Origin of the sequence: Pseudomonas sp. L-22-4S-12, assembly GCF_009799935.1 — a bacterium.
Taxonomy (GTDB): Bacteria; Pseudomonadota; Gammaproteobacteria; order Pseudomonadales; family Pseudomonadaceae; genus Aquipseudomonas.
In genome coordinates, this window is the sequence record NZ_WELL01000007.1 from 144,291 (window position 1) to 170,029 (window position 25,739).

General features: G+C 66.5%; 26 protein-coding genes. 8 read left to right on the forward strand and 18 right to left on the reverse strand.

The features are described 5' to 3' along the window. Positions 1–106 precede the first annotated feature (106 nt). Complete coding sequence (locus F3I16_RS16970; protein ID WP_160494736.1) at positions 107–583, forward strand: ester cyclase; 477 nt, start codon at positions 107–109, stop codon at positions 581–583. 212 nt (positions 584–795) lie between these two features. Further along, a complete protein-coding gene (locus F3I16_RS16975; protein WP_160494737.1) occupies positions 796–1,479 on the forward strand; it encodes a transglutaminase-like cysteine peptidase in 684 nt (227 codons plus the stop codon). 175 nt (positions 1,480–1,654) lie between these two features. On the opposite strand, the gene recJ is transcribed toward F3I16_RS16975, so the two are convergent. Continuing rightward, positions 1,655–3,370: a single-stranded-DNA-specific exonuclease RecJ gene (gene recJ, locus F3I16_RS16980; RefSeq protein ID WP_160494738.1), complete on the reverse strand. Its 1,716-nt coding sequence runs from the start codon at positions 3,368–3,370 to the stop codon at positions 1,655–1,657. Between the two features lie 131 nt (positions 3,371–3,501). After that, on the reverse strand, positions 3,502–4,041 hold the full coding sequence (locus F3I16_RS16985) for a YaeQ family protein (protein WP_160494739.1): 540 nt from the start codon (positions 4,039–4,041) through the stop codon (positions 3,502–3,504). Between the two features lie 219 nt (positions 4,042–4,260). Here F3I16_RS16985 and F3I16_RS16990 point away from each other — a divergent pair, with 219 nt between their 5' ends. Next, the gene (locus F3I16_RS16990) at positions 4,261–5,970 is read left to right on the forward strand and encodes a hypothetical protein (protein ID WP_160494740.1); all 1,710 of its coding nucleotides are present in this window, start codon (positions 4,261–4,263) and stop codon (positions 5,968–5,970) included. A gap of 284 nt (positions 5,971–6,254) precedes the next feature. Here F3I16_RS16990 and F3I16_RS16995 read toward each other — a convergent pair whose 3' ends face one another. Both F3I16_RS16995 and F3I16_RS17000 read right to left on the reverse strand, forming a co-directional pair. Continuing rightward, the gene (locus tag F3I16_RS16995; RefSeq protein WP_160494741.1) at positions 6,255–7,415 is read right to left on the reverse strand and encodes a GGDEF domain-containing protein; all 1,161 of its coding nucleotides are present in this window, start codon (positions 7,413–7,415) and stop codon (positions 6,255–6,257) included. Positions 7,416–7,522: 107 nt separating this feature from the next. Continuing rightward, on the reverse strand, positions 7,523–8,086 hold the full coding sequence (locus tag F3I16_RS17000; RefSeq protein WP_372239643.1) for a rhomboid family intramembrane serine protease: 564 nt from the start codon (positions 8,084–8,086) through the stop codon (positions 7,523–7,525). A gap of 155 nt (positions 8,087–8,241) precedes the next feature. Between F3I16_RS17000 and F3I16_RS17005 the strand changes: the two genes are divergently transcribed. Next, positions 8,242–9,438, forward strand: a complete 1,197-nt coding sequence (locus F3I16_RS17005; protein WP_160494742.1) for a CaiB/BaiF CoA-transferase family protein — start codon at positions 8,242–8,244, stop codon at positions 9,436–9,438. 34 nt (positions 9,439–9,472) lie between these two features. Here the strand turns inward: F3I16_RS17005 and F3I16_RS17010 are convergent, their stop codons facing one another. The 6 genes from F3I16_RS17010 to F3I16_RS17035 form a co-directional block, all read right to left on the reverse strand. Continuing rightward, positions 9,473–10,423: a LysR family transcriptional regulator gene (locus tag F3I16_RS17010; protein WP_160494743.1), complete on the reverse strand. Its 951-nt coding sequence runs from the start codon at positions 10,421–10,423 to the stop codon at positions 9,473–9,475. 114 nt (positions 10,424–10,537) lie between these two features. Further along, entirely contained in the window at positions 10,538–11,989 is a 1,452-nt protein-coding gene (lysA, locus tag F3I16_RS17015) for a diaminopimelate decarboxylase (RefSeq protein ID WP_160494744.1), read from the reverse strand. Positions 11,990–12,076: 87 nt separating this feature from the next. Beyond that, positions 12,077–12,859 carry an ATP-binding cassette domain-containing protein gene (locus F3I16_RS17020; protein WP_160494745.1) on the reverse strand — a complete coding sequence of 261 codons (783 nt, stop codon included), beginning with the start codon at positions 12,857–12,859 and terminating at the stop codon, positions 12,077–12,079. Next, a complete protein-coding gene (locus F3I16_RS17025) occupies positions 12,856–13,599 on the reverse strand; it encodes an ABC transporter permease (protein WP_160494746.1) in 744 nt (247 codons plus the stop codon). The genes F3I16_RS17020 and F3I16_RS17025 overlap by 4 nt, the downstream gene beginning before the upstream one ends. Next, entirely contained in the window at positions 13,596–14,321 is a 726-nt protein-coding gene (locus F3I16_RS17030; RefSeq protein ID WP_160494747.1) for an ABC transporter permease, read from the reverse strand. Before F3I16_RS17030 ends, F3I16_RS17025 begins: the two co-directional genes overlap by 4 nt. 41 nt (positions 14,322–14,362) lie before the next feature. Then, positions 14,363–15,154: an ABC transporter substrate-binding protein gene (locus tag F3I16_RS17035; RefSeq protein WP_160494748.1), complete on the reverse strand. Its 792-nt coding sequence runs from the start codon at positions 15,152–15,154 to the stop codon at positions 14,363–14,365. Positions 15,155–15,514: 360 nt separating this feature from the next. Between F3I16_RS17035 and F3I16_RS17040 the strand changes: the two genes are divergently transcribed. Beyond that, a complete protein-coding gene (locus F3I16_RS17040; protein ID WP_160494749.1) occupies positions 15,515–15,988 on the forward strand; it encodes a hypothetical protein in 474 nt (157 codons plus the stop codon). Positions 15,989–16,168: 180 nt separating this feature from the next. On the opposite strand, the gene moaE is transcribed toward F3I16_RS17040, so the two are convergent. The 6 genes from moaE to F3I16_RS17070 form a co-directional block, all read right to left on the reverse strand. Continuing rightward, a complete protein-coding gene (gene moaE / locus F3I16_RS17045) occupies positions 16,169–16,624 on the reverse strand; it encodes a molybdopterin synthase catalytic subunit MoaE (protein WP_160494750.1) in 456 nt (151 codons plus the stop codon). A gap of 3 nt (positions 16,625–16,627) precedes the next feature. Next, entirely contained in the window at positions 16,628–16,873 is a 246-nt protein-coding gene (locus F3I16_RS17050) for a MoaD/ThiS family protein (RefSeq protein ID WP_160494751.1), read from the reverse strand. Continuing rightward, on the reverse strand, positions 16,870–17,346 hold the full coding sequence (moaC, locus tag F3I16_RS17055; RefSeq protein ID WP_160494752.1) for a cyclic pyranopterin monophosphate synthase MoaC: 477 nt from the start codon (positions 17,344–17,346) through the stop codon (positions 16,870–16,872). Before moaC ends, F3I16_RS17050 begins: the two co-directional genes overlap by 4 nt. Positions 17,347–17,441: 95 nt before the next feature. Further along, entirely contained in the window at positions 17,442–18,833 is a 1,392-nt protein-coding gene (locus F3I16_RS17060; protein ID WP_160494753.1) for a PhoH family protein, read from the reverse strand. 348 nt (positions 18,834–19,181) lie between these two features. Continuing rightward, a complete protein-coding gene (locus F3I16_RS17065; RefSeq protein WP_160494754.1) occupies positions 19,182–20,309 on the reverse strand; it encodes a polysaccharide deacetylase family protein in 1,128 nt (375 codons plus the stop codon). A 63-nt stretch (positions 20,310–20,372) separates the two neighbouring features. Beyond that, a complete protein-coding gene (locus tag F3I16_RS17070) occupies positions 20,373–21,533 on the reverse strand; it encodes a tetratricopeptide repeat protein (RefSeq protein ID WP_160494817.1) in 1,161 nt (386 codons plus the stop codon). A gap of 193 nt (positions 21,534–21,726) precedes the next feature. On the opposite strand from F3I16_RS17070, the gene yaaA reads away from it, so the two are divergent. Together yaaA and F3I16_RS17080 are read left to right on the forward strand one after the other, a co-directional pair. Further along, positions 21,727–22,506, forward strand: coding sequence for a peroxide stress protein YaaA (gene yaaA / locus F3I16_RS17075; protein ID WP_160494755.1), 780 nt, complete (start codon positions 21,727–21,729; stop codon positions 22,504–22,506). A 185-nt stretch (positions 22,507–22,691) separates the two neighbouring features. After that, entirely contained in the window at positions 22,692–23,522 is an 831-nt protein-coding gene (locus F3I16_RS17080; protein WP_160494756.1) for an SDR family oxidoreductase, read from the forward strand. 47 nt (positions 23,523–23,569) lie between these two features. On the opposite strand, the gene F3I16_RS17085 is transcribed toward F3I16_RS17080, so the two are convergent. Then, the gene (locus tag F3I16_RS17085; protein ID WP_160494757.1) at positions 23,570–24,535 is read right to left on the reverse strand and encodes a PA2778 family cysteine peptidase; all 966 of its coding nucleotides are present in this window, start codon (positions 24,533–24,535) and stop codon (positions 23,570–23,572) included. Further along, complete coding sequence (locus F3I16_RS17090; protein ID WP_160494758.1) at positions 24,523–24,918, reverse strand: PA2779 family protein; 396 nt, start codon at positions 24,916–24,918, stop codon at positions 24,523–24,525. The genes F3I16_RS17085 and F3I16_RS17090 overlap by 13 nt, the downstream gene beginning before the upstream one ends. A 436-nt stretch (positions 24,919–25,354) precedes the next feature. Here F3I16_RS17090 and F3I16_RS17095 point away from each other — a divergent pair, with 436 nt between their 5' ends. Beyond that, the gene (locus F3I16_RS17095) at positions 25,355–25,732 is read left to right on the forward strand and encodes a hypothetical protein (RefSeq protein WP_160494759.1); all 378 of its coding nucleotides are present in this window, start codon (positions 25,355–25,357) and stop codon (positions 25,730–25,732) included. Positions 25,733–25,739 lie beyond the last annotated feature (7 nt).

Below are 25,739 nucleotides of genomic sequence, written 5' to 3' on the forward strand. Positions count from 1 at the left end.
TGAGTAGGGTGGATCGCGCTTCATCGATCCACCTCGGCGCGCTCATGGTGGATGTAAAAAACGACATCTACCCTACGAATCCCCACAACGAGCTGGAGCAATAACAATGAAAAATGCACTGCGCAATATCGGTTTTCTCGCCCTGTTCGCCCTCGCCGGCCTGGCCCAGGCGGCGGATGACGCCAAGGCCATAGTCGACGGCTACATGGCGGCGTGGAACGCCCACGATGCCAACAAGGCCGGGGAGTTTCTCGCCGAAGACGCCGAGTACTACGACGTGACCGTCGGCACCCCGCAGAAAGGCCGCGCCGCTGCCCGCGACAACGTGATCAAGGTGTTTGTCGGGGCGATCCCCGATCTCAAGTGGGAAATGACCGGCGCCCCCATCGTCAGCGCCGACGGCATCGCCTTCCAGTGGGTCTTCAGCGGTACCAACACGGGCGCCTGGAGCGCGGAAACCCCGGCCACCGGCAAACCGGTGAAGTTCGAAGGGGTCAGCTTCGTGCGCATCAAGGACGGCAAGATCGCCTACCAGGGCGACTACTACGACGCCCTCGGCTTCAACAAGCAGCTCGGCTGGTAAGCCTCGTCTGCAGCAAACAACCCCGGCCCGGCGCCGGGGTTGTGCGTTTATGCGTGATAGCTCGCCGCTTTGTCGGCGGAATCTTGTGCAAAAGGCGGCCGGCGTCACAACGCGGGCCTAGGCGCTGGCGAGTGGGCGTCGATAGCATGGCGGCATAACGATAAACGGCGGCCACCCCGGCCAGCCAATAAGCCAGAAGCGACCCAGCCACCATGCCCGAACAGCCCCTCCGCGGTGCGCCTGCCCTGCGCCGCCTGTTGCTCTGCGCCAGCAGCCTGCTGTTGTGCCTGGCCGGCACCCCGGGCCATGCCGCGGACAGCCGCGCGCCGACGGCCCTGGCCGAGGCCCTGCGCGAGACGCGCCTGAGCAGCTGGCAGCAGCTGCTGCGGCAATCGGCCGGCAGCGACGAGCAGGCCCGCCTGGAATCGGTCAACCGCTTCATCAACCGCAGCATCGTCTACACCGAGGACCAGCAGCTCTGGGGCAGCGCCGACTACTGGGCCACGCCCCTGGAAACCCTCAGCCAGGGGCGCGGCGACTGCGAAGACATCGCCATCGCCAAGTACTTCAGCCTGGTTCGCCTGGGCGTGCCCAGCGCCAAGCTGCGCCTGACCTTCGTCAAGGCCCTGCGGCTCAACCGCGCACACATGGTGCTGGCCTATTACCCCAGCCCGAGTGCCGAACCGCTGCTGCTCGACAACCTGCAACAGCAGATCCGCCCGGCCAGCCAGCGCCGCGACCTGCTGCCGGTGTATGCCTTCAACAACCACGGGATCTTTCTCGGCAGCGCGCCGCAGCGCCAGTCAAGCCAGTCGCCGCAGCTCTTGTCGCGCTGGCAGGAGGTCAGCGCCCGCGCCCTGGTCGATGGCTCGACGCAGCCGGCACCGCAGGGCTAAGCAGAAGGCTATGTGCCGGTTCCGTGTTGCACAGGCCTTCGAGCTTGAGTGGGAGCGGATTTATCCGCGATAAACAGGCCGCTCGGCGCAGGCCCCGATCGCGAATGAATTCGCTCCCACGAACAGCCAGAGCAACGCGTAACAGGTACATAACCAAGCAGAAGCAAGCCGGGCCTCAGCGCGGCGCGATATGCGCCACCATCAGCTGCACGCTCTCGCGGCCCTGGTACTCGTTGACGTCCAGCTTGTAGGCCAGCTCGACCCAGCGCACATTGGGATTGGGCCAGACCTCGCGGTCGATATTGAAGGCGATGCCGTCCAGGGTCTGTCCGCCGCACTCGGTCTTCAGCACCAGCTTGAGGTGCTTGTCGCCGACCAGGCGCTGCTGGACGATCTGGAACACGCCATGGAACAGCGGCTCGGGGAAATGCTGGCCCCAAGGCCCGGAGTGGCGCAGGGCCTTGGCCAGTTCCAGGTGGAATTCCTCCACGCCCAGCTGGCCGTCGGACAGCAGGCGCCCGGTCAGGTCGTCTTCCGTCAGCTGGCGGCGCACTTCGGCATCGAAGGCCGCGGCGAAGGCGCCGTAGTTTTCCTGGGGCAGCGACAGGCCGGCGGCCATGGCGTGCCCGCCGAACTTGCTGATCAGCCCCGGATGCTTGGCCGCCACCGCGTCCAGCGCATCGCGGATATGCAGGCCCGGAACCGAACGCGCCGAGCCCTTGAGCAGGCCGTCGCCGGCATCGGCAAAGGCGATGGCCGGGCGGTGGTAACGCTCCTTCAGGCGCGAGGCGAGGATGCCGATCACCCCCTGGTGCCAGTCTGGCTCGAACAGGCACAGGCCGAACGGCAGGCTGTCCAGCGGCAGGTCCTTGAGCTGGGCCAGCGCCTCGCGCTGCATGCCCTGTTCGATGGCCTTGCGGTCCTTGTTCAGTTCGTCGAGCTGCTGGGCCATGTCGCGGGCCAGGCCCTCGTCGTCACACAGCAGGCATTCGATGCCCAGGCTCATGTCGTCCAGACGCCCCGCAGCATTGAGCCTGGGGCCGAGGATAAAGCCGAGGTCGGTGGAGGTGATCCGCCCGTGCTGGCGCCCCGCCACTTCCAGCACCGCACGCAGGCCCGGACGGGCGCGGCCGGCGCGGATGCGCGCCAGGCCCTGGTGCACCAGGATGCGGTTGTTGGCGTCCAGCGGCACCACGTCGGCGACGCTGCCCAGGGCCACCAGGTCGAGCAGTTCGCCCAGGTTGGGTTCGGCCACGCCGCTGCTGGCGAACCAGCCGATTTCGCGCAGCTTGGCGCGCAGGGCCAGCAGCACGTAGAACATCACCCCGACCCCGGCCAGCGCCTTGCTCGGGAATTCGCAGCCCGGCTGGTTGGGATTGACGATGGCATCCGCCGCCGGCAATTCCGGGCCCGGCAGGTGGTGGTCGGTGACCAGCACGGTCAGCCCGGCGGCCTTGGCTGCGGCCACGCCCTCGACGCTGGAGATGCCGTTGTCCACGGTCAGCAGCAGGTCGGGCTGGCGCTGCAGGGCCACGGCGACGATTTCCGGGGTCAGGCCGTAGCCGTATTCGAAACGGTTGGGCACCAGGTAATCGACATGCGCCGCACCGAGCATGCGCAGGCCGAGCACCCCCACCGAACTGGCGGTGGCGCCGTCGGCATCGAAGTCGCCGACGATGAGGATGCGCTGGCGCTGCTGCAGGGCCTGCACCAGCAGCTCGACCGCGGCGTCGATGCCCTTCAGCCGCTGGTACGGGAGCAGCCGCGCCAGGCCCTTGTCCAGCTCGGCAGCGGACTGCACGCCGCGCGCCGCGTACAGGCGGGTCAGCAGCGGCGGCAGGTCGCCGAGGTCGGGCAGGTTGGCGGGAAGCGGGCGGGGGTCGATGCGCATGGGTATTCCGGTCGTTCTTCTAGGCGGGCCAGGGGGCGACCCATAGAGTGGAAGCCAGCCCGTGGAAAACCACGAAGCGTTTTCCACCGGGAGCGCTGGATGGGCAAGGCGACATCCAGCCTGCAGGGCGATCAGCGTTCGCCGACCAGCCACTCCAGGGGAATCTCGTGCTGGCCGCGCTCGTCGGTGACGAACAGCTCGCCGTCGCTGATCATCACGCTCCAGCTCACCGTGCGCGGCAGGTCGCGGGCGAGGTTTTCCAGGGCTTCCTGGTCCACGCCGACCACGTTGATGTTCTTCAGGTTGCGCACGCTGTCGAGCACCTTGCTCTGCCACACGCGCAGGTTGCCGTAGGCCACCAGGCTGAACTTCTCGGTGCGCCGCGAGCACCAGGTGATGCGCTCGGCATCCGGCTGGCCGACTTCAATCCAGTGCAGCACGCGGTCGTCCAGGCTCTTCTCCCACAGCGCCGGCTCGTCGATATCCGACAGGCCGCGGCCGAAGGCCAGCTGCTCGTGGTACCACAGCGCATAGGCGATCAGCCGCACGCACAGGCGCTCCTCGGTTTCCGAGGGGTGCTTGGCCACGGTGAAACGCAGGCTCTCGTAGATGCTGCGATCGATATCGGTGAGGTTCAGGTCGACTTTGTAGGGCGTGGCTTGCAGGGCCATGGGCGGGCTTCTTGATGTTCTGGAAAGCCGCCAAGTCTACCCCGAAACCTCTCGCCCTGCCCGGCTGCCATGCGCCCGTTCGGCACATCGGCGACTGCGGCAGGAGTCCCACAAACTGCCCATCAGGGTTGCCACACCCACGCCTGGCACTTATAACCCGCGCGATCCAGGGCGGTGCGCAACCCGCGGACCGGCCAGCGACGAATGGAAAGGAAGCCCATGGAAGTGTATGCAGGGATGGTCATCGGGGTCGCCGTACTGGCGATCTACCTCTTTTATCGTTACAGGAAAGCCCTGGCATTGCGGCTGACCCCGCAAGAGTCTGCGCAGATCAACCGTGTCACCCTGGTCGCCATGAGCGAGCCCCGGCTGGCGCTGGAGATGGCCCAGCACCTGGACGGTCACGCGCGGCAACTGGCCATGCAAATCGTGGCACCGGAGCTGATCAAGGCAGGCCACCGCTCGGCAGGCGAGCAAGCCTTCGCCGAGCTGAGCAAAGCCAACAAATCCGAGCCGCTGAAAACCATCCTGGAAGTGATGCTGCAACAGGGCGAATCGCAGGCGGCCCAAACGCTGCTGCAAAATGCCAATGCACAGCTGCCGATCGACGGGCATGTCGTCAGCATCCAACTGGATCTGGCTAATGGCAAAGAGCAGGAAGCCCTGAAATCCCTCAAAGACGTCTGCGAACTGCAGGCAGTCGCGGGTGTCTACACGCTTTCCCGAGCCGACAGCCTGGAGGTTGCCCGCCTGCAGCGCCGCTTCAACATGAAAGAGGCCGCCGCCCTGAGCATTGCCTGGGCCTGGGCCACTCTGGGAGCGGACGGTGAATTGTCGCGGGATGAGCTACGCGCCATTCTCCAGGAGTTTTTCCAGCAGGACGGCAGCGACCGGGTCATAGAGCTGGCCGAACAACTGCCCGCATCCTACAAAACCAGCGCCGCCAGCGTGCTGTTCGAGGCCGGTGAGCTGGAGCCGGCCTTTGCTCTGCTGAGCGAAAGCGGCAGTGACATCCCCGTCGACACCTACGACCAACTGCTGAACATTGCCCTCAACGCCAATCAGCCAGACAAGGCCTTGCACCTGATTGACTTCGTGGCCACCCATGCCGCCGACGAATTACTCCTGAGTCTTATGCGCTGGCACCTGCAACATAGCGAAACTGCGGCGGTCGATGCCTTGTTGCAGAAACGAGTGCAGAGCTCCGAGCAGCACATCGAGTTGCGACTCCAGCTATTTGCCCACAGCCATGAGCATCAACCGAGCTGGAGTGCAGCGCAGCTGCAGCAGGCCGAGCACCATCTGAAGCAACTACGTGGCAAGGAGCACGAGGGCTGGTATCAGCTGCTGACCCTGGAGGCCCGACTGCAAGCTCAAACCCAGCTATCTGCGCCCCGCCGCGACCAGACGCTGATCCGTACTAGCCTGGAACAGATCACCCGGTTCAACAGCCAACTGAGCACGTCAGACAAACTGCTGCGCTACAGCGCCCAGGCCAAGCTGCTGCATGCCCTCGGCCAGAATACGGCGGCCGGGAAACTGCTGGACGAGCTGGTGCAACAACTCAAGGATCATCCCGACGAGGATGACGATGAATACGACCATCAGCTGAACCTGAAAGATGTCGCACACAGCTATCTGAGTATCGACCAGCACCTGCCCGCCATTGCCCTGCGCAATGAGCTGAACACCCAGGGGGCCTGCAGCCATGAGTTGTCACAAGGCATCTTGCTTAACCACATTCGCCACCAGCGCCTGGCCGAGGCGATCGGTGCGCTTGACTGCAGCCTTCTGCTCGGCGGTCGCAACCTCCTGACGCCTCTGCGCCAGGCCATCGAACAACAAGCACCAGCACGCGCTCGCGAGCTGCATGAGCAACTGCTCGATACCCTGAGCAACGGCCTGCTGCCGCAACAGGCCGCCGGATAAGGCCGGCACCCAGTCGCTGCAAGGTGGTGCAAACATCCGCTGACGTGCCGTACCAGAGCGCCGACTCGTCAACGCCCTGCAGTGCATAGGCGATCAGCCGCACACACGAACGGGGCTCGGTTTCCCAACATGCTCGCGGCGATCAAGCCAGTTTTTCGTAGGCGTTGCGCGCCGAGGTCAGCAAGGTTCGGATCGACGCTGTACGGTGCAGCTTGCAGGTCGGCAGGAGCGCAGGTCTAGCGCGAATAGCGCCGGCCTGGGGCGGCTTCCGGTCGCCGGGCCGTTCAATCGGGCAGCGCCTGGCACCCCTCGGCATAGGCCTGCACCCGGTTGCGCCCGCCGCCCTTGGCCTGGTACAGCGCCTGGTCGGCCAGTGACAGCAGGCGCGTCAGGTCATACCCGGCCTGCAGGCTGCTCGCCACGCCGATGCTCACGCTCTGCGGGCGATGGGCCGGTGCCGCGGCGGCGAACGCCAGGCGGATGCGCTCGGCCAGGGCCAGGGCATCGGCCTGGGTGCCCACCAGCAGGCAGGCGAACTCCTCGCCGCCGATGCGGCCGAACACATCGCTCTTGCGCAACTGCACCGCCACCCCGGCGCTGAACTGCTGCAGCACCAGGTCGCCTGCCGAATGGCCGTACCTATCGTTGATCGCCTTGAAATGGTCGAGGTCGCACAGCAGCAGGGCCACCGGCTGGTGCTGCTCGGCGCACAGGCGCAGCAGGCGCTCGCCGGCGCGGAGGAAGGCGCGGCGGTTGCCGATGCCGGTCAGCGGGTCGGAATAGGCGGCCACCCGGTACTGCTGCTCGGCCCGTTCCTTGACCATGGACAGCAAGAGGAAAGCAATGCCCACCGCATACAGCATGCTCTCGACCAGCAGCATGGCGAAGAGCGGGCTGGGCGCGGCGCCCGCAGCGCCTGCCGACGGCGCGGGATCGACCAGCATGCGCACCAGGTAAAACAGGGTGTGGGCGCCCATCAGCAGCAATGCGGGCAGGCTGGACACACCCAGCGCGTGGCGGCTGCGCCACAGCTCGGCCATGGACGCCAGCATGTACAGGGTCATCAACAGGGTATAGGCGAGCAGCCGCCAGCGGATTTCGCCATAGAACGCCGGCCACAGGCACAGCAGCAGCCACAGCAGGGGGCCCAGGAACATCCAGGGCCATGCCGTGGCACGACCGCAGAAGGCGCGCACCGCCGCCCAGTTCATCGCCACGCAGAACTGCAGAACCATATTGCCGAGGATAATCGACAGCCAGTCCAGCCCCATCCCGCGTAGCGAGTTCAGCACCAGCCCGACCGCGGCCAGCAGCAACATGCCACCGCCCCACAGCAGGGTGCGTTCATGGCGGCCGCGCCACCAGCTGAACAGCATCAGCAGGCCGCAGAGAATGACCACACAGGCATTGGCCAGCAGCAGGGTCGGAATGTGCAACTGCAACATGGGGAAAGGCTCTGCTCCCTGAGCGGCGGACTCGGTGGTAGTGCTACTTAGCCAGCACTGTAACAAAAGACCTGAGCAATCGGTCAGCATGGCCGCGGCTCCGCCGCCTAGGGTTCCTCGCCACGGCTGGCCAGGCGCTGCTGCAGGGCCGCATACAGCACCCCGCACAGCGCGCCGAACAGGTGGTATTCGAAGGACACGCCCTGGCTCGGCAACAGGCCGAACCACCAGCCGCCGTAGTAGAACAGCACCAGCACGGCGACCAGCAGGTTGCCCAGGCTGCGCTGGAACCAGGCCTGGGCCAGCAGCAGGCCCCACAGGCCGAACAGCCAGCCACTGGCGCCCAGGTGCATGCCCGGGCGGGCGAACAGCCAGACCAGCAGGCCGCTGCCGAGGATGATGAAGGCGCTGGCGCCGACCAAACGCCGTAACGAGCCCAGGCTGACCAGCCAGCCCAGCACCAGCAGCCCCGGCAGGTTGTTCAGCAGGTGCAGCCAGCCGGCATGCAGCCAGGGCGCGGCGAGGATGCCCGGCAGGCTGGCCGGATCGCGCGGCAGCACGCCCCAGGCATTCAGGGCATTGCCGCTGAGGCTGTTGACCAGCTGCAGCGCCAGCATCAGGGCGGCGATGCCGAGCAGTAGCTGCAGGCGCGGGACTATCCAGGCTTTCACCTTCCGTTGTGCTCCATGATCCAGTCAATCTGTGCGTGCGCCGGCGATTTAACCGCACAATGCCGGCGCACAACAGCCTGGTCAGCCGCCCCGCGCTCCCCAGCCGGCCCACAATGGCATAGGCTTATGCGCTGCCCTTCTGCCCCGGAGCCATCATGATCCCCAGCAAACCCCTCGCCGGCCTGAAAGTGGTCGAGCTCGGCACCCTGATCGCCGGCCCCTTCGCCTCGCGCATCTGCGCCGAATTCGGCGCCGAGGTGGTCAAGGTCGAGTCGCCGGATGGCGGCGACCCGCTGCGCAAGTGGCGCAAGCTGTACGAGGGCACCTCGCTGTGGTGGTTCGTGCAGGCGCGCAACAAGCAGTCGATCACCCTCAACCTCAAGCACGAGGCCGGCCGCGAGGTGCTGAAGAAGCTGCTGGCCGAGGCGGACATCCTGATCGAGAACTTCCGCCCCGGTGTGCTGGAAAAGCTCGGCCTCGGCTGGGACGTGCTGCATGCACTGAACCCGAAGCTGGTGATGGTGCGCCTGTCTGGCTTCGGCCAGACCGGGCCGATGCAGGACCAGCCGGGCTTCGGCGCGGTGGGCGAATCCATGGGCGGGCTGCGCTACATCACCGGTTTCGAGGACCGTCCGCCGGTGCGCACCGGCATCAGCATCGGCGACTCGATCGCCGCACTGTGGGGGGTGATAGGCGCGCTGATGGCGCTACGGCACCGCGAGGTCAACGGCGGCCAGGGCCAGGTGGTGGACGTGGCGCTGTACGAGGCGATCTTCGCCATGATGGAGAGCATGGTGCCGGAGTTCGACGTGTTCGGTTTCATCCGCGAGCGCACCGGCAACATCATGCCCGGCATCACGCCCTCCTCCATCCACACCTGCGCCGACGGCAAGCACATCCAGATCGGCGCCAATGGCGATGCGATCTTCCAGCGCTTTATGCGCGCGATAGACCGTGCGGATCTGGCCGATGCGCCGGACCTGGTCGACAACGCCGGCCGCGATGCGCGCCGCGACGAGCTGTACGGAGTGATCGACCGCTGGGCCGCCAGCCTGCCGCTGAGCGAAGTGGAGGCGACCCTGATGAGTGCCGAGGTGCCGGCCAGTCGCATCTACTCGGCCGAGGACATGTTCAGGGACCCGCAATTCCTCGCCCGCGAGATGTTCCTCTCGGCCAAGCTGCCGGACGGCAAGCCGTTCAAGATGCCCGGCATAGTGCCCAAGCTCTCCGACACGCCGGGTGGCGTGGAATGGACCGGCCCGACCCTGGGCGAGCACAACGCGGCGGTGCTCGGCCGCCTCGGCTACAGCGCCGAGCAGATTGCCCAGCTGCGCCGCGACAAGGCGATCTGAGAACCTGCGCAAAGTCTGCTGCGCAGGGCGTACCCTATTTGAAATAGCGCTCGCGGACCGCCGCCACGGTGGCCTCGCGCAGCAGGCCGATAAACAACTGCTCCACGTCACTCAGCAGCTGGTTTTCCGGGGTGACCAGGTAGACCTCGTTGACCGGCAACTGGTCATAGGGCGGCAGCTGGAACAGCAGCTTCTGCGCCACGAAGGGCTTGGCCCCCTCCACGGTCAGGGCGCCGAAGCCAAGGCCGGCGAGGATCAGGCGGCGCACCTCCTCTTCGTTGGGCGACACCGCCACCAGGCGGCCCCAGAACTGTTGTGCGGTGCGCACCGAGTTGACCGCGCTGAGGCCTTCGCCGGGCTGGTCGCTCTCGAAGGAGACATAGGCCAGGCCGCGCAGGTCCGCGGCAGTCAGCTCCTGGCGGCCGAACAGCGGGTGGCGCGGGCCGCAGTAGAAGGCCATCTGCTCGTAGCCGAGCAGGTCGAAGTGCAGGCCGGTCTGGGCGGTTTTCTTGTTGCTGATGCCGATATGCAGGTCACCCCTAGCCACCGCGTCGACGATATCGGCGCTGGGCTGGGAGCTGAGGCTGATCAGCACATTGGGGTAGAGGCGGTGAAACTCGGCCAGGCTGTCGTCGAAGGGCTGACAGCTGACATGGCTGGCGACCTGGATATGCAGCTCGCCGAGCACCGCGCCGGCCTCGCCGGCGTACTGCTCGGCCATCTTGCCGATGATGCTGCCGGCCGAGGAAATGTACTCGTAGACCCGCAAGCCCTGCTCGGTCAGGGAGAACATGCCCTTCTTGCGCTGGATCAGGCGCATGCCCAGGTGTTCTTCCAGACGCTTGAGCGCATTGCTGACGCTGGGCTGGCTGAGCGACAGCTTGCGCGCCGCGCCGGTGATGCTGCTTTCCTCGACTATCACCAGGAAGGTGTACAGCAGGTTCCAGTCCAGGTTGCGCAACAGGCGCTCGCGGGGCGACAGCATGATCGATAGCTCTCCCAGACAGGCCGTCATGGTGACGGCTCCGGGCAGACCTTAGCATTGCCGCCCACCCAAGGGGCAGTGCGGGACTGCCCCTGAGGCGACACGCCGTTGCGCTCAGTCGACATCGTGGCTGAGCAGGTCGGCATACTCGCCACGGCGACGGATCAGCCGGCTGCCCTGCTGCAGATCCACCAGTGCCGCGGCGGCGGACTGGCGGCCGCAATACTGGCTCATCATCTCCAGGGCATAGGCACCCACGTCCAGCAGGGCGATCACATCGCCCAGGTCAGTGGCCGCCGGCAGCTCGCGCAGGTTGGGCTGGTGCACCAGCACCTGCTCCAGCACCGCGCGATGCTGGGCCAGGGCCGGTTCCTCGGCGATCAGGTCCGCCACCGCGCCCTCGCCCTCGATGTCGTAGTAGGTGTCGCTGCTGTCGCACAGCGGCCCGGCCATGCGGCAGTGGCGGGTGTCCCGGTCATCGGCGCGGGAGGCGTTGAGCATGTGGAAGTACCAGCCGTTGTACAGGTCGAACAGCACGCTGTAGCCGGCGTCCAGGTAGAACACCGGGCGCCCCTGGCGCTCCTTGCGGGCCTCGATGCGGGTCAGCAGGATGGCGCTGTCGCTGACCATGCTGCGCCCCGGCTCGACGATCAGCTCGACCTGCTCGCCCAGGGCCTGGGCCATGGGCTTGATCAGCTGTTCGGCGAGCAGGCTGAAGTCGACCGTGGTGCGGTAGTTGGCGCGGTAGTGCGGCGCCACCGTGTCGAAGTTGGCCTCGGCGCTGCTGTAGTTCTTCGGGAAGCCGCCGCCCAGGTTCACATGCTCCAGGGCATAAGGCAGACGCTCGGCCACCTGGCGCACGTAGTCGATCAGAAACTGCGCCTCGGCCTGGTACACCGCGATATCGGTGATCTGGGTGCCGATATGGGCATGCACGCCGACCAGCTTGAGTGCCTGCGGGTGCTCAAGGATCAGTTCGATGGCATCACTCTGCTCGGCGGCGGTCATGCCGAACTTGGAGGTGGAGGTACCGGTCTGCCAGCCGGCAGCGGCGCCGCCCTGGATCTCCGGGATGATGCGCAGGCTGACCCGCGCCTGCTGGCCCAGCTCGGTCGCCACCGCGAGAATGCGCGCCAGCTCCGACAGCGAGTCGACGTTGATCGCCTTGATCCCGGCGCCTATCACTTCGCGCAGCTCGTTCACCTGCTTGGCCACGCCGTTGAACACCAGCTGCGCCGGGACGAAGCCGGCGACCTGCGCCTTGTAGAACTCGCCGCCAGAGTTGACCTCCAGATCTAGACCGCAGTCCTTGAACACCTTGAGCACCGCCAGGTTGGCGCAGGCCTTGCTGGCGAAGCAGACCCGGGTATTGGCATGCACGCGGCGGAAGTTGTCCAGGATATCCCGGGCGTTTTCCCGCAGCCGGCTTTCCGAGTAGACGAACAGCGGTGATCCATAACGCTCGACCAGTTCGAGGGCGCTCACCCCATCGATCAGCAGCTGGTTGTCGGCACTCTCGAGGTGCTGCGGTCTTTTCCAGGGGGACAGGGAGACGACTTGGCTCATGGGTATTGTTCTCTCAATTAACAGGTCGGGTGCGCCGTACGCACCATCGCGTCATTGCCGGTGGTGCGCAGGGCGCACCCAACAAAATCAGTATTGGCTGGCCAGCAGGCGGCGCAGGTTGTCCGATTGCGGGGCGCTGAACAGCTGCTCGGGGCTGCCCTGCTCCTCGATGCGGCCCCGGTGCAGGTACACCAGCTTGGATGACACCTCGCGGGCGAAGCGCATCTCGTGGGTGACCATGATCATGGTGCGGCCCTCCTCGGCCAGCTCGCGGATGACCTTGAGCACCTCGCCCACCAGCTCCGGGTCCAGGGCCGAGGTGGGCTCGTCGAACAGCATCACCTCGGGGTCCATGGCCAGGGCGCGGGCGATGGCCACCCGCTGCTTCTGCCCGCCGGACAGGCACTCGGGGTACATCTGGCACTTGTCCAGCATGCCGACCCGGGCCAGCAGCTTCTTCGCCTGGGCCTCCACATCCGTGCGGTTGCGCTTGTGTACCAGGCAGGGGCCGAGCATCACGTTCTCCAGCACGGTCATGTGCGACCACAGGTTGAACGACTGGAAGACCATGGCCAGGCGCGAACGCACCCGCTCGATCTGCCGCTGGAAACGCCGCGAGCGCACGCCGCGGTGGTTGGGGGTCAGCTCCAGCTCCTCGCCGTGCACCCGCAGGCGGCCGCTGTCGGGGAACTCCAGCAGGTTCATGCAGCGCAGCAAGGTGCTCTTGCCCGAGCCGCTGGAGCCGATGATGCTGATCACGTCGTGCTTCTCGGCGGTCAGCGAGACGCCCTTGAGCACCTCGATACCGGCGAAGGTCTTGTGCAGGTCTTCCACCTGCAGGGCAGCGGTCTGGGGGTTGCGTGCAGTCATGGCGACACTCCGGCGGAGACCCGCTTGGCGGCGGGCAAGGTAGCGGTGGATGGGGCTTGGCGTGCCCGCTGGTGGCGGGTCAGGCACAGCTCCAGGCGACGCCAGAGCCAGACGAAAACGCTGGTCATCAGCAGGTAGAGCACGGCCGCCCACAGGTACACGGACAGGTCGAAGGTCTGCGAGAAGATGCGCCGGGTCTGCCCCATCACATCGAACAGGGTGATCACGCTGACCACCGCACTGCCCTTGAGCAGCAGGATGATCTCGTTGCCCAGGGCCGGAAAAGCGATGCGGTAGGCATTGGGCAGGATGATCTTGCGGTACTGGTCGAGGCGCGACAGGCCCATGGCCACGCCCGCCTCGATCTGCCCGTAAGGCACCGCGCGCAGGCCGCCGCGGAGGATTTCCACCTGGTAGGCCGTGGAGTTGAGGACGAAGGTCAGCAGCGCACAGTAGTAGGGGTCGCGGAAGAACCACCACAGCCCCAGCTGGTTCAGCTCGGCACGGAACTGGCCGGAGCCGTAGTAGACCAGGAACAGCTGGGCCAGCAGCGGCGTGCCACGGAAGAACGAGACGAACAGGCGGATCGGCCAGCGCAGGGCAACGCACTCGCTGCAACGGCCGATGGCCAGGGGCAGCGCCAGGGCGCAGGCCAGCAGCGCGGCGATCGCGGTGAGTTGCAGGGTCAGGCCGGCACCGGAGAGCAGCTGGGCGGAAAACCGCGTGAGGATATCCATCATGCTGCCTGCCCTCCCGTGCGGTAACCGCGGCCGGCACGGCGCTCCATGCGCCCCAGCAGGCATTCGCAGAGCAGACACACCAGCCAGTAGGCCAGGCACACCACGAGGAAGAACAGAAACGGCTTCTTGGTGGTGCCCACGGCGATATTGGCCATGCGCATCAGGTCACTCAAGGCGATCACCGAGACCAGGGCGGTGTCCTTGAGCAGGTTGACCCACAGGTTGCCCAGGCCCGGCAGGGCCAGGCGCAGCAGTTGCGGCAGCTCGATCACCCGGAAGATGGTCAGCCGGCGCAGGCCCATGGCCTGCCCCGCCTCGCGCTGGCCGCCGTCCAGGGCCTGCCAGGCGCCGCGCCAGACTTCGCTGGAATAGGCGGCGAAGACCAGGCCCAGGGCCAGCACCCCGGCAATGAAGGGGCTCAGTTCAAGATGAGCAGCCGCCGGGTTGTACCAGCGCAGCAGGGCGTTCAGGCCCATGCCCACGCCGTGGTAGATGATAAACAGGGTCAGCAGCTCGGGCAGGCCGCGCAGGGTGGTGCTGAAGGCCAGGGCCAGGGCGCGCGCCGGGCGCCCGCCGAACAGTGCCAGCGCCGCCACCAGCAGGCCGAGCAGCAGCCCGACCGGCAGAGTGGTCAGCGCCAGGGCCAGGGTGACACCCAGGCCCTGCAGCAACTCGTCGCCCCAGCCACCACTACCGAAACTCAGGTAGGTGAGCCAGTCCATAACAGTTCCTCTTCTCGCTCAGCAGATCGACCGCATGCGGCTCAGCGTTCCAGGGTCAGCAGATTGACCGAGAAGAACTTGTCGTTGATGGCCTTGTAGGTGCCATCGGCGATGATCGCCGCCAGCGCCTCGTTCAGCTGCTGGCGCAGCTGCTCGTCTTCCTTGCGCAGGGCGATGCCGACACCCTCGCCGCTGTACTTGGGGTCACTGATCGGCTCGCCGGCCAGGCGACAGCAGCTGCCGTCCTCGGATTTCAGGGTCCAGTCGAGCATCGGAATCATGTCGCCGACCTGGGCATCCAGGCGCCCGGAAGCCATGTCCAGGTTCACCGCATCCTGGGTCGGATACAGGCGCACGTCGGACTCGGGGAACATGGCCATCAGGTAGTCGGCCTGGGTGGTCGCGCCCTGGGCACCGATGGTCTTGCCGGCCATCGCGGCCGGGCTGAAATCCTTGAGTTCGGAATCCTTGGATACCACGAAGGTCATCGCCGACTTCTGGTAGGGGTTGCTGAAGGCGACCTTCTGCTTGCGCTCCTCGGTGATGAACATGGAGGCAATCACCACATCGTACTTGCCCCCCAGCAGCCCGGGGATGATGCCGTCCCAGTCCTGGGCCACCAGGCTGCACTTGGCCTGCATGCGCTGGCACAGGGCCTGGCCGATCTCGATATCGAAGCCGGCCAGCTGGCCGTCGGCGGTGTAGTAGTTGAAGGGTGGGTAGGCGCCTTCGGTGGCGATGCGCAGGGTCGGGCCTTCGGCGGCCTGGGCGGCAGCGAACGGCAGGGCACCGAGGCTGGCGCAGAGCAACAGGGAGCGGAGAGTCTTATACATTTTGTTTTCCTCTGGAATCGGGGTTCGCTGTGAAGCTGGCCGTCAGCCGCAAGCCACTTCACATCGCACTGGATGACCACCCGGTCACCGCCGCGATCCAAGAATCCGCCCGCCCCAGGCATTTATCAAATGCATATTTATTATGTTATGCATACTCCATGGCTATGTATGAGCTCGCCAAAAACGCTGCCCCTAAACGGCGCAGCGGTTCGCCGCCGCCGGCCTGGGCGCCGTGATGCTCGCGCCTTCCCGCCCGCGTTAACTTGCGGCACACTCGCCAGCCTCAGCCCATGGGCGCAGCAGCCACGCACCAGCCGAGCGCCGCTGCCTACCCGCGCCACACAGCCCCGCGAGTCCGCCATGTCTACCGAAACCTGGGAACTGCTGTCCTACATCGTCACCGTGGTGGCCCTGCCCTTCGCCATCGCGGTGTTCATCTTCGAGCAGCGCAAGGAGCGCGAGAACGAGGAAGAAGCCACCTGGCAGCAGATCTCCGATGCCTACATCGATTTTCTCGAAGTGGTGCTGAACAATCCGGACCTGCGCCTGCGCAGCCAGCGCGCCACCTCCGACCTCAGCGACGAGCAGCGCGAACGCATGTGGGTGATCTTCGACATGCTCATCTCGCTGTTCGAACGCGCCTACCTGCTGGTCTACGAAGACAACATGGACAAGAAGAAGCTGCGCCGCTGGCACTCCTGGGAGGACTACATGCGCGAATGGAGCCGCCGCGAAGACTTCCGCCAGCGCCTGCCGGAACTGCTGCGCGGCGAGGACGCAGGCTTCGCCCGCTATATCCAGCGCCTGGCCGCGGAAGAAGCCGCCCAGGCCTGATGCCGTAGGGGCGTGCGGCAGCTCTGGCTGTGCGTGGGAGCGAATTCATTCGCGATCAGGGCCCGCTCCGGATGGCCTGTTTATCGCGGATAAATCCGCTCCCACCAAAAGCTCGATGACGGATGCAACAGGTAACGGCTGCCTCGCCGCCGACCAGATCGAATGATCGCCAAGCGGCGCTCAGGACTTGGCCCAGCGCCCGGCCGCATCCTGGTCGCTGCAGCGCCCTTCCACCCAGCGCGCACCTTCTGGGGTGTCTTCCTTCTTCCAGAACGGCGCGCGGGTCTTGAGGTAGTCCATGATGAAGTTGCAGGCGTCGAAGGCCGCCTGGCGATGGGCGCTGGCGGTGCCGACGAAGACGATCGGCTCGCCCGGCGGCAGCTGGCCGACGCGGTGGACGATTTCCACCCGCAGCAGCGGCCAGCGCTGTTCGGCTTCCACCACGATCTTCTCCAGGGCCTTTTCGGTCATGCCCGGGTAGTGTTCGAGGAACATGCCGCGCACGTCCTGGCCGTCATTGAAATCACGCACATAGCCGACGAAACCGACCACCGCGCCGATGCCCAGCTGGGCGGCATGCAGGGCGTTCAGCTCGGCGCCGGGGTCGAAAGCTGCGGGTTCGACGCGAACGGCCATCCTCTACCCTCCCGTTACGGTAGGAAAGAAGGCCACTTCATCGCCATCGGCCAGCTCGCTGTCCAGACTGCACAGCTCCTGGTTGCGCGCGCACATCAGGTTCGGCTCGGCCAGCACCTGCCACACGCCGCCACGGCTGAGCAGGTGCTGGCGCAGCTGTTCGAGGCTGTTCAGTGCAGCGAGCTGCAACTGCTCGCCATCGATGCCCAGCACCTCGCGGTAACGGGCGAAATACTGCACGCGGATCATGCCTGTTCCCCTGCAACGAAGTGACCACTCTTGCCACCGAGTTTCTCCAGCAGGCGCACCGACTCGATGACCATGCCGCGGTCCACCGCCTTGCACATGTCGTAGATCGTCAGCGCGGCGACGCTGGCGGCGGTCAGGGCTTCCATTTCCACCCCGGTCTGCCCGGCCAGCTTGCAGCGCGCCTGGATGCGCACGCAATCGTCGCCGCAGGCCTCCAGCTCGACCTTGACGCTGGTCAGCAGCAGCGGGTGGCACAGCGGAATCAGGTCGGAGGTCTTCTTCGCCGCCTGGATGCCGGCGATACGCGCCACGGCAAACACGTCGCCTTTCGGATGGCCGCCGCTGGCAATCAGCTGCAGGGTGGCGGGCAGCATGCGTACGCGGGCTTCGGCCACGGCCTCGCGGGAGGTCACCGACTTGTCGGTGACATCCACCATGTTGGCGCGGCCTTGGGAATCGAGATGGGTCAGCACGGTCTTGCTCCGGAAGAGATGCGGCCATTGTAACGCCGCTCGCAGCCGCAGCGCGCATCCCCTCCCCCGAATGGGAGAGGGGAATACCGCGTGATTTACATGTGGGTTTCCGCGTACTCGGCCAGCAGCGAACGCGGCACACCCTGCAGGGTGATATGCACGCCGTGCTCGAAGTCCTTGAAGCGCTCGGTGAGGTAGGTCAGGCCCGAACTGGTGGCGGACAGGTAAGGCGTATCGATCTGCGCCAGGTTGCCCAGGCAGATCACCTTGGAGCCGCTACCGGCGCGGGTGATGATGGTCTTCATCTGGTGCGGGGTGAGGTTCTGGCACTCGTCGATCAGGATCAGGCTGTGCTGGAAACTGCGCCCGCGGATGTAGTTGAGCGATTTGAACTGCAGCGGCACCTTCTGCAGGATGTAGTCGACGCTGCCGTGGGTGCTCTCGTCGTCCATGTGCAGCGCTTCCAGGTTGTCGGTGATGGCGCCCAGCCAGGGCTCCATCTTCTCTGCTTCGGTACCCGGCAGGAAGCCGATGTCCTCGTCCAGCCCCTGCACGCTGCGGGTGGCGATGATCCGCCGGTAGCGCTTGCTGACCATGGTCTGCTCAATGGCCGCGGCCAGCGCCAGGATGGTCTTGCCCGAGCCGGCGGCGCCGGACAGGTTGACCAGGTGGATGTCGGGATCGAGCAGGGCGAACAGCGCCAGCGACTGGTAGATGTCGCGCGGCTTGAGGCCCCAGGCTTCCTGGTGCAGCAGCGGCTCCTGGTGCAGGTCGAGGATGGTCAGGGTGCGTCCGTCGATGCCCTTGACCCAGCCGACGAAGCCCTGCTCGTCGATGATGAACTCGTTGACGTGCACGGCCGGCAGGTTGTCGGTGAGCTGCACCTGGTGCCAAGTACGGCCATGGCCCTGGCGGGTCTCGACCTTGTTCACCCGGTCCCAGAACGAGCCCGTCATGGTGTGGTAGCCACGCGACAGCAGGTTGACGTCGTCGACCAGCTGGTCGGTGTGGTAGTCCTCCGAGGCGATGCCACAGGCGCGCGCCTTCAGGCGCATGTTGATGTCCTTGGTCACCAGCACCACGCGCACGCCCGGATTGCGGCTGCGCAGGTCGACCAGCTGGTTGATGATCTTGTTGTCGTTGAGGTCTTCCGGCAGCCAGGTCAGCGGCTCGGCACGCTTGCTCATGAGGATCGACAGGCTGCCGCAAGGCCCGCTCTTGCCACGCTGGATCGGTACGCCTTTTTCCACTTCCTCCGGGCTGGCCTCGCCCAGCACCTGGTCGATCAGGCGGATGGCCTGGCGACATTCGGCAGCGACGGAATGCTTGCCGGCCTTGAGCTTGTCCAGCTCCTCGAGCACGGTCATGGGGATGGTGACGTGGTGTTCCTGGAAGTTCAGCAGCGCGTTGGGATCGTGGATCAGGACGTTGGTGTCGAGGACGTAGAGAGTGGGCTGGGTGGAACGGCTGTGTCCGTGATCATCCATACTCGGTCACCTTATCTGCGGGCCATGCGGAGCCGGCAAAGCGCTCCGTCGAAGGGCCGTCGGCCTCCCGGCCAGAGCCGGAAAAGTGCGCGCAAAGGTGATGGCCTGAAGCCGCCACCTGTGCTGCAGGGTTCGACGGTCTGTCTTCGTTAATACTCCATTCGGGATGACAGAAAAAAGAACTTTTTCATCGTGGCCAGACTTTTTTATCGGTTCGACGAATAACCCTTGGCGTACCCGAAAGCCACCGTTAAAGTCGGAAGTCATGCCCCTCGGCGAGCCCGCTCCGCCCCGCTCGCCAAGCCCCCGCGACACACCCCCGAACACGCCCTCGATGCGGCGCCCGACTCAGCGATAGTCGCGGCAATCCAGCCAGTTCACCCCGGCCCCGCTGCTGGCCTGCAGCAGCCAGGGCAAGGCGCCGGCCGCCTTGTTGTGGATGTCGTGGAACAGCACGACGCCACGACGCCACAGCAGCATCAGGGTCAGCACGCGCTGGCCGGCCGCTTCGGCGCCGACCTTGCTGCTCCAGTCCTGGGAGTCGATCTGCCACAGCGCGACCTGCAGGCCCTGGCCGGCGAAGAATGCCTGGCTGTCGGCCTGGCGCTGGCCATAGGGCGGGCGGAACAACGGCACGTAAAGATCCGGCAGTTCACGCTGCAGCAGCTCACGGGTGCGGCTCACCGAGCCCTGCCAGTCGGCCCAGCCGGCGTGGGACTTGTGCTCCCAGCCGTGGGAGGCCACGCACTGGCCGGCATACAGCTGGTTGAGGGACGCGGCCGACGTCTTCTGCAGGCGCTGCTGCAGGTTGCTGCCGAGCACGTAGAAAGTGCCGTTGAGCCCCTGCTGGCGCAGCCAGGTGGCCAGCTTGTCACTGTTGCCGCCGGGCGCCGTGGGGCCGTCGTCGAAGGTCAGCAGGAACTGCATATCGGCCAGTTCGTCGCCGTTGCGCTCCCGGCTGGAGAACAGCGCGATCTCGCTGCTGATCCGCGGGAACAGCGCGGCCAGGCGCATCTGCTCGTTGAGGTAGCCGAGGTGGAAACGCTGGCTGGCCTCGGCCCAGGCGAAGTAGCGCGAGTCGGGAGCGATCACCAGCTGCCGGGCCTGCTCGCGCAGACCGGCGACATCCTCGACCGGTGCGCAGAAATCGCTGGCCGGCGTGCAGCTCTGCCGGGCGAAGCGGTAGTTCTCCAGCAGGCGCTGCCAGAAGCGTTCGCGCACCTGGGCGATCGACTGCAGATTGGCCGATTTCAGCCCCAGACGGGATTTCCAGGCGGTTTCGTCGAGCCCTTCGCTGGCCTGCAGGGCCTGGGCGAACATGAGGATTTCCGCCCGCGAAGCGCTATCGAAGGCGGCCTGGCTGTGCAGCGCTTCGGGCCAGGTGCCGCGGTCGAGGGTGGCGAAGGTCGCGGGGCCGGCGGCCTGGACGCTGCCGACCAGCAGACCGAGCCCGAGGAAAAGAGTTCTGATCAACATAAATTGTCTTCCTTGAATGAAAAACGCGCCCCTGAGGAGCGCGTTGTCCGGATCGGCGATGGATCAACTGCGATCCTGCACCCGCAGGATGGCCTTGTCGTACACCGGGTTGGCCTTCTGTTCCTTGGCCAGGTGGTAGTGGCGCAGGGCGTCGTCGAACTGCTCGGCCGCCTCGTAGATGCGCGCGATGTTGTAGTAGGAGCCGGCCCGCACGGTGGCCGCGCTGGCGCCGCTGGCCAGGGCGATGGCCTTGCGGTTGGCCCAGATCGCCTCGGCGGTGCGCCCGGCCTTCTGGTAGGCCAGGCCGAGGTTGCCGTAGGCCTGGCCGTAGTTGGCGTCCAGTTCGATGGCCTGGCGGTAGAAGTCGATGGCCTGATCCAGCTGGCCGGCATGGTAGGCCGTCTCGCCCTGGCGGTTGAGCGCCTTGGCGTCGCCCTGGGCGGCTTGCGTGGCGGTCAGGCTGGCGATGCTCTGGCCTTCGTTCTGCAGCGGCTGGAGGATGCCGCCGATGGCGGCGCTTTCGCCGCTGATGCCCTGCAGCTGGTTGATGTCCTGGAAGTCGCCGTTGCCGGTGATGCGGAACACCGTCCACAGGTTGCCGCGCTGGCCCTGCGGCACGTAGTAGGTGCGCACCAGCGACTGGCCGACATAGACGAACACCTTGGCCTGGCTGGCGCTCAGGGCATTGGCCGACGGGGTGGTGCTGTTGATGAAGTCATGCACGGCGTACACGTAGGTCTCGCCGAAGCGCTTCTTCTGCAGGGTGATGGTTTCCGGGCCGTAGCTGTTGGTGTCGTCGACATCCAGGTTGGCCTGCTCGCCCAGCTTCTCGCCGAAGAAGACATGGTTGCCCGGGTAGGCGATATGCGAATCGAGGTCGGCGGGCGCCTGCCCCCAGCTGAGCACCACGCGCATGCCATCGAGGCTCTGCATCACCGGGCTGATGGCGTAGGTCATGCCCTTGCACGGGCACTTGGCGACCAGGTTGGAGTAGCCGGCCTTCTTGATGATCAGCAAGCTGGCGGCGTCATCGGGGAAGGCCGTGGTCAGGCTGACCTGGCCCTGGGCGTTGGTCTTGCCGACCACGCTCTGCGCGCCGTTCTTCTGCACCAGTACTTCGGCGTCGGCGATGCGCTGGTCCTTGACCACGGCACTCAGTACTTCGATGGGCAGCTGCTCGGCCTGGGCTAGGGCAGCGGTGGATGCGAACAGCAGGGATGCGATGGCGCGAGGGAGATAACTCACTGCGACCTCCTTGTCAGAGCGATGAATGGAAGGCGCGGCCGATCAGCCGCGCGGCGAGTACTATAACCGCTGCCCGGTGAACCGTCTGTGACCCATCGCCAATCGCACCCATAGGTGGTGCCCATCGGCCTCAGCCCCTAGAATCGCCGCCACGTTTTATGGAGACGCTCCGATGCTGATGGTGATTTCCCCCGCCAAGACCCTGGACTACGAGACGCCGCCGGCCACCGCGCGCTTCACCCAGCCGCAGTTCCTCGACCATGCCCAGGAGCTGATCGGCCAGCTGCGCGAGATGAGCCCGCAGCAGATCGGCGAACTGATGCACCTGTCGGACAAGCTCGCCGCCCTCAACGTGGCGCGCTACGGCAGCTGGCACCCGGACTTCACCCCGGCCAACGCCAAGCAGGCGCTGCTGGCGTTCAAGGGCGACGTGTACACCGGGCTCAATGCCGAGGACTTCAGCGAGGCCGACTTCGACTTCGCACAAAGCCACCTGCGCATGCTCTCCGGCCTGTACGGCGTGCTGCGCCCGCTCGACCTGATGCAGCCGTACCGCCTGGAGATGGGCACCAAACTGGCCAACGCCCGCGGCAACAACCTCTACGACTTCTGGGGTGAGCGCATCAGCGCCTGGCTCAATGACGCCCTGGCCGAACAGGGCGACGAGGTACTGCTCAACCTGGCCTCCAACGAGTATTTCGGCGCGGTCAAGCGCAAGACCCTGAATGCGCGGGTCATCGACACCGAGTTCAAGGACCTGAAGAACGGCCAGTACAAGATCATCAGCTTCTACGCCAAGAAGGCCCGCGGCCTGATGGCCCGCTACGTGATCAAGGAACGCCTGCGCGACCCGGCCGGCCTCAAGGACTTCGCCTACGCCGGCTACCGCTACAGCGCCGAGCAGTCCAAGCCCGACAGCCTGGTATTCCTGCGCGACCAGCCGCCGGAATAATCGCCGGAGCAAGGCCGTAGGGTGCGCCATGCGCACCAGATGTCCCGAGACATCAATGGTGCCGCGGTGCCCGCGCCGGCACGCCAGGCCACTCACTCTGGCCCGCAAGGCAAGTACAGACGGCAAGGCCCTTGTGTAGGATGCCGGCATGGCAGAACGCCCGCCTATAACAACAAGGAGCCAGCATGAGCCAGCCCGTCGTACTGATCACCGGATGTTCCAGCGGCATTGGCCGCGCCCTGGCCGACGCCTTCCACGGCGCCGGTTACCGGGTCTGGGCCTGTGCGCGCAAAGCCGCCGACCTGAGCGCGCTGAGCGTCGCCGGCTTCGTCGCGGTACAGCTGGACGTCAACGATGCCGCGGCCGTGCAGCAGGCGGCCACGCGCCTGCAACAGGACGCCGGGCGCCTCGATGTGCTGATCAACAATGCCGGCTACGGCGCCATGGGTCCGCTGCTCGACGGCGGCGCCGAGGGCATGCGCCAGCAGTTCGAGACCAACGTGTTCAGCCTGGTCGAACTGACCCGCGCCTGTTTCCCGCTGCTGCGCGCCAGCCGGGGCCTGGTGGTGAATATCGGCAGCATCTCCAGCGTGCTGGTGACCCCCTTCGCCGGCACCTACTGCGCCTCCAAGGCAGCCGTGCACGCGCTGTCCGATGCCCTGCGCATGGAGCTGGCACCCTTTGCCATCGAGGTCATGGAAGTGCAGCCGGGGGCCATCGCCTCCAGCTTCGGCAGCAACGCCAGCCAGGCCGCCGAACAGCTGCTCAGCGAGCGCTCGCCCTGGTGGCCGCTGCGCGACGGCATCCGCGCCCGCGCCAATGCCTCCCAGGACAAACCGACCCCGGCCAACCAGTTCGCCGCCGACCTGCTGGCCGCCGTGCAACGCCCCAGGCGCCCCGCCCTGCTGCGCCTCGGCCATGGCTGCCACAGCCTGCCGCTGCTGGCGCGCTGGCTGCCGCGGCGCTGGCTGGAGGCCACCCTGAAGAAACGCTTCGGCCTCGACGTCGCGCTGTAAGGCGACCTGCGCCAAGCCCGCCGCCTGGGGAAGCCAGACCACTCGACTCAGCGCGGCGGGCAACTCGGCGGGCTGGCGCAGCGACCAGTGCCTGCCTGAGCCGGTGCCAGCGGCACCGCGAAGCGCGGATCGTCCGGCGCCAGGCGCCGCACGCAGGCCCGCGCGGCACTGGCCTGCTGCGGGCAACCGCGCTCGTTGAGCAGCTCGCTCAGGTTGAACCAGCCCACGGCAAAATCCCCCTGGCGACGCAGGCTGTCGCGCAGCGCCGCCTCGGCGCCGTCCCGATCGCCGGCGGCGTAGCGCGCATTGCCCAGGGCGAAGGCCGGCAGCGGCTCGCTCGGCCAGTGCGCCGCCGCCGTGCGGTAGGCCCGCTCGGCGAGAGCGCGCTGGCCGGTTTCCTCCAGGTCGCTGGCCGCCTGCAGCCAGGCCGGCAGGCGGGCCTCTGCCGGCAGCCGCTCCACCGGCAGGGTGACCACCGCCCAGCGCTCGGCGCGCGCCCAGGTCCTGTCGAAGCTGCTGAAGTCGGTGGTCCAGCGCTTGACCGTCGCCGAGCGCAGGATCAGTTCGCCGCGCGGCCGGTCATAGCCGACCAGCACGGCGAAATGCCACTGCGGGTACCAGTCGAAGCCCAGGTTCTGCATCACCAGCACCGGGTTGCCCGCCGCCACCTGGGCCAGCAGGGCATCCAGCTGCGGCTGCAGCGGGTACACCAGCAGCCCGTGCTGGCGCGCGGCGGCGACCAGCTCCAGCTTCAGGCTGCCCTTGCGCCCCGGCAGGTAGACCTGCGGGCGCAGGGCCTCGGGCGAGGTGTTCACCCCGCGCTGCACCAGCAGGGTGGCCAGCGCCGCGGGGCCGCACTGGTAGTCGTCCTGAGCAAAGAACGGCACCTCATGCAGCTCCACCCGCTCGGGCAGGCGCTCGCTCTGCGGCGGCAGACGAACCGGCCCGGCACAGCCGACCAGCAGCAGGGCCAGGCCCGCCAGAGCAAGGTAGCCGGGCCTCAGCGCACGCATTTGACGAAGCTGAAGATATCCGTGGCGCAGAGCATGTCGGTGATGATGAAGATCACCAGCAGCAGGATGATGACGCCGATGATGCCACCGGCCGGTTCCTGCGCCAGTTGCTGGTTGAACTGGGCCAGCTCGGCTGTCGTCAGGCGGTTGATGCGCGCCGCCACCTGCTGCCGATCGACCCCCAGTTCCTCCAGCTTCTGCTGCACCTGCTGATCCTCCAGCATGTTCAGCAACTGTTGCCGGTCGACCGGCTGGCGTTGCTCCTGCAGGACTTGCGGCGTCCCGAGCATGGCTGCCTGGGCCAACGGCAGCAGGGCGAACAGGGAAAACTGCAGGGCCACCAGCACGGCGGCCAGGCGACGCACGAAGGCATGGGTAAGCATGGCGAGACTCCTCTTGGCGGGGTTAGCGGTTGACCGCGCCAACGCCGCCGGGGTTCCCCGCCGGCCAGCAACGCGGCGCTCGGCATTGCCGGCTCGCCGGCTGCCGCGCACACTAGGGTCTGTTGCCGTTTCGTTCACGGCCGCGACGGAGCCTGTTTTTGCGCGGAGCTAGGCGCGAGACGCGAGGTTTGGTCTTCCAAATGAGCCGTCGAGTAACGACGTTCCGCGCAAAAACAGGCCCGTCCCTTCGGGTTGCGCGCAAAATCGCGCCATGCGTCGTTGCGGGACTTGCCAAGGGAATGACCATTGCCTGCGTCCCACGCCTAGCCTGGCGCGATTTTGCGCAGCAACGCGGCTCGCGAACGAAACGGCAACAGACCCTCACCAGCCCCGCCGAAGAAAGGCTTCGGCCGCCACCACAGGCTCGACCGACGCCATGCTCAGGTTCCACCACTTCGCCCTCTATCGCTACGCCCTGGGCGCCGCCGCGGCGGTGTTCGTCCTCAACCTGCTGGTGCGCGGCCTGCTCAAGCTCGGCGGCTATCCCGCCACCCTGCTGGTGGCTATCGCCGTCGCCCTCGGCCTGCGCTGGCTGTTCGCCCGCCTCGAAGGCCACCTGCCCCACCGCGGCCAGGCCTGGGGCCTGGCGCTGCTCTACGGCGGCGTGCTCGGCCTGCTGTACCTGGGCCTGTGGGGGCTGATGTGGCTGAAGGACGAGCCCGGGCGCATGGGCCAGCTGATCTTCGTCGTGCATTACCTGACCTACCCCCTCAGCCTGGGGCTCGCCCTACACCTGGGCCGGCGCGCGGACTGAGCGCCCG

Coding starts and splice junctions, on each gene's coding strand:
- F3I16_RS16970 (WP_160494736.1), top strand. CDS start 107: ATGAAAAATGCACTGCGCAATATCGGTTTTCTCGCCCTGTTCGCCCTC.
- F3I16_RS16975 (WP_160494737.1), top strand. CDS start 796: ATGCCCGAACAGCCCCTCCGCGGTGCGCCTGCCCTGCGCCGCCTGTTG.
- recJ (WP_160494738.1), bottom strand. CDS start 3,370: ATGCGCATCGACCCCCGCCCGCTTCCCGCCAACCTGCCCGACCTCGGC.
- F3I16_RS16985 (WP_160494739.1), bottom strand. CDS start 4,041: ATGGCCCTGCAAGCCACGCCCTACAAAGTCGACCTGAACCTCACCGAT.
- F3I16_RS16990 (WP_160494740.1), top strand. CDS start 4,261: ATGGAAGTGTATGCAGGGATGGTCATCGGGGTCGCCGTACTGGCGATC.
- F3I16_RS16995 (WP_160494741.1), bottom strand. CDS start 7,415: ATGTTGCAGTTGCACATTCCGACCCTGCTGCTGGCCAATGCCTGTGTG.
- F3I16_RS17005 (WP_160494742.1), top strand. CDS start 8,242: ATGATCCCCAGCAAACCCCTCGCCGGCCTGAAAGTGGTCGAGCTCGGC.
- F3I16_RS17010 (WP_160494743.1), bottom strand. CDS start 10,423: ATGCTGTCGCCCCGCGAGCGCCTGTTGCGCAACCTGGACTGGAACCTG.
- lysA (WP_160494744.1), bottom strand. CDS start 11,989: ATGAGCCAAGTCGTCTCCCTGTCCCCCTGGAAAAGACCGCAGCACCTC.
- F3I16_RS17020 (WP_160494745.1), bottom strand. CDS start 12,859: ATGACTGCACGCAACCCCCAGACCGCTGCCCTGCAGGTGGAAGACCTG.
- F3I16_RS17025 (WP_160494746.1), bottom strand. CDS start 13,599: ATGATGGATATCCTCACGCGGTTTTCCGCCCAGCTGCTCTCCGGTGCC.
- F3I16_RS17030 (WP_160494747.1), bottom strand. CDS start 14,321: ATGGACTGGCTCACCTACCTGAGTTTCGGTAGTGGTGGCTGGGGCGAC.
- F3I16_RS17035 (WP_160494748.1), bottom strand. CDS start 15,154: ATGTATAAGACTCTCCGCTCCCTGTTGCTCTGCGCCAGCCTCGGTGCC.
- F3I16_RS17040 (WP_160494749.1), top strand. CDS start 15,515: ATGTCTACCGAAACCTGGGAACTGCTGTCCTACATCGTCACCGTGGTG.
- moaE (WP_160494750.1), bottom strand. CDS start 16,624: ATGGCCGTTCGCGTCGAACCCGCAGCTTTCGACCCCGGCGCCGAGCTG.
- F3I16_RS17050 (WP_160494751.1), bottom strand. CDS start 16,873: ATGATCCGCGTGCAGTATTTCGCCCGTTACCGCGAGGTGCTGGGCATC.
- F3I16_RS17060 (WP_160494753.1), bottom strand. CDS start 18,833: ATGGATGATCACGGACACAGCCGTTCCACCCAGCCCACTCTCTACGTC.
- F3I16_RS17065 (WP_160494754.1), bottom strand. CDS start 20,309: ATGTTGATCAGAACTCTTTTCCTCGGGCTCGGTCTGCTGGTCGGCAGC.
- yaaA (WP_160494755.1), top strand. CDS start 21,727: ATGCTGATGGTGATTTCCCCCGCCAAGACCCTGGACTACGAGACGCCG.
- F3I16_RS17080 (WP_160494756.1), top strand. CDS start 22,692: ATGAGCCAGCCCGTCGTACTGATCACCGGATGTTCCAGCGGCATTGGC.
- F3I16_RS17085 (WP_160494757.1), bottom strand. CDS start 24,535: ATGCGTGCGCTGAGGCCCGGCTACCTTGCTCTGGCGGGCCTGGCCCTG.
- F3I16_RS17090 (WP_160494758.1), bottom strand. CDS start 24,918: ATGCTTACCCATGCCTTCGTGCGTCGCCTGGCCGCCGTGCTGGTGGCC.
- F3I16_RS17095 (WP_160494759.1), top strand. CDS start 25,355: ATGCTCAGGTTCCACCACTTCGCCCTCTATCGCTACGCCCTGGGCGCC.